This window comes from Bradyrhizobium sp. 137, assembly GCF_023074095.1.
In the GTDB taxonomy this organism is placed as follows: domain Bacteria; phylum Pseudomonadota; class Alphaproteobacteria; order Rhizobiales; family Xanthobacteraceae; genus Bradyrhizobium.
The window spans coordinates 1-1,703 of the sequence record NZ_JADPKU010000032.1; the positions used below are offsets into that span (position 1 = coordinate 1).

Sequence of the window (1,703 nt, forward strand, 5' to 3'; positions counted from 1 at the left end):
GCTGTCAATCGGCGTTCGACTGGGACCCCCTATCGGCATCCAAAAGGGGCTCTGACGCAATTTTGGTGCAGCTCCGATTATTCTGCCCCGATTAATCTGGCCTGAAGCAGATCGATTTTTCCGCGACCGTACATCTGTCGTCTCACGAGCTTGAGGCGGGTGATCTGACCTTCAGTCTGCCCGTTGGACCAAGGCGAAGTGATTGCCGCCCGAACCGCCGCTTCATCCTTTGCGACGCCGCTGGCGAACGAGGCAACAAGACTGGCACGGGCGCGTTCGATCCACAGCGTGAGCCCTGCTTCGGCCTTGCGCCGGATCATCCTGTGGAACTCCGCGATGATCTCGCGTGCCTCGACCAGCGTTGGTACGCCAGCTTCGATTGCCGCGACCGTGACGGACTCCGCTTTCGTAAGCAAATCCCGCCCGATTGTCATGAGGCGCGCAATTGTTCTGGCTGACGGGATCCGCGCAAGATTTTGTGCGTCGGCTTTTTCGGCCCGTCGCCTGCGGGTCGCCCACTCGCTGATGACGCGGAGCGAGCCTCGGAAGCCGCGCCCCGTTAACCGGCGCCAAAGTTCAGCTCCGTTGCGGCAGCCGGATGCCCACTGATCGTCGAGCCATGGCAAATGCAAGTCCAACGAACTTTGCCGGGTCCGGAAGACATCGTTTCTTTCGCCCCGGATCACCTGTCGTACCAGCTTCCTGCTGTGACCAGTCTGGCGCACGATCTGCTTGATGGGTATGCCGTTCTTCGACAGAGCCAGGATAGCCGCATTGGTCTCCTCGCGGTGCAGATAACCCTCATACTGGATCCGCTCTGCGGCTGTTAGCAGCTTGGGATCAATCGTCGTCGCACCGATCACTGTGCGTATCTGGCGCATCGATTTGCGAACGGCATCGAGGAAGGCGCGACTGGCGTTCTCCATCAGATGCCAGCGATCTGCGACCTGTACCGCGTGCGGCAAGGCTTTTGCTGTCGCTTCGCCATATCCTCCGCCGCGGTCACGGGCAACGATCGCGATCGTGGGATGAGCAGCGAGCCAGGCTTGGGCAGTTGCCGGCTCCCGATCCGGGAGCAGGGTGACTACCCGGCGCCGCTCTAAGTTGCAGACGATGCTGGCGTATCGATGATTGCGCCGCCAGGCCCAATCATCAATGCCGATAATCCTGAGCCGATCAGCCGGCGGACGGCTACGGCGCCGAACTACGCGAAGGAGCGTGTCCTTGCTCACCGGCAGCATCAGCCGTTTTGCGAAGCCTGCTGCCGGTCGACCGCCGAGCGCCAGGCCGAGGTGATGGACGATAGAATCCAGCCTTGCTGTGCGTCGCGCCGATGGTGCCAGTACCCCTTCGGCGAAGCGCTCGGTGAAGATTTGGCGCCCGCATAGGACGGCGTCGCAACGGAAGCGACGAGCAATGACCAGAAGCTGTACGATCCGTCCCGAAAGGGGAAGATCGGTTACACGGCGCCGGTACCGGCTGTGGACGCGCCGGGAAACCGTTCCGCAAGATGGGCACAGACCAACGCTTCCCGACGCCCGAACCGCAATAACGGCCTTATCACCTTCAAAGTACGCACTCTCTACAACAAACCCACTCGGCACCAGACTGGAGCGCTGGAGTGCCTGCTGCATGGCGCTGATTCTCCTCGCAATCAAAGCGCCAGACGTTCCCAAAACTGCATCAAAAGTGAGTCAGAGCCC

Annotated in this window: 1 protein-coding gene; it reads right to left on the reverse strand. The window is 61.1% G+C overall.

The window, feature by feature from the left end; translation table 11 throughout:
- Window positions 1–77: 77 nt before the first annotated feature.
- Window positions 78–1,634, reverse strand: a complete 1,557-nt coding sequence (locus IVA78_RS05985) for an ISL3 family transposase (protein WP_247418993.1) — start codon at window positions 1,632–1,634, stop codon at window positions 78–80.
- Between the last annotated feature and the right edge of the window lie 69 nt (window positions 1,635–1,703).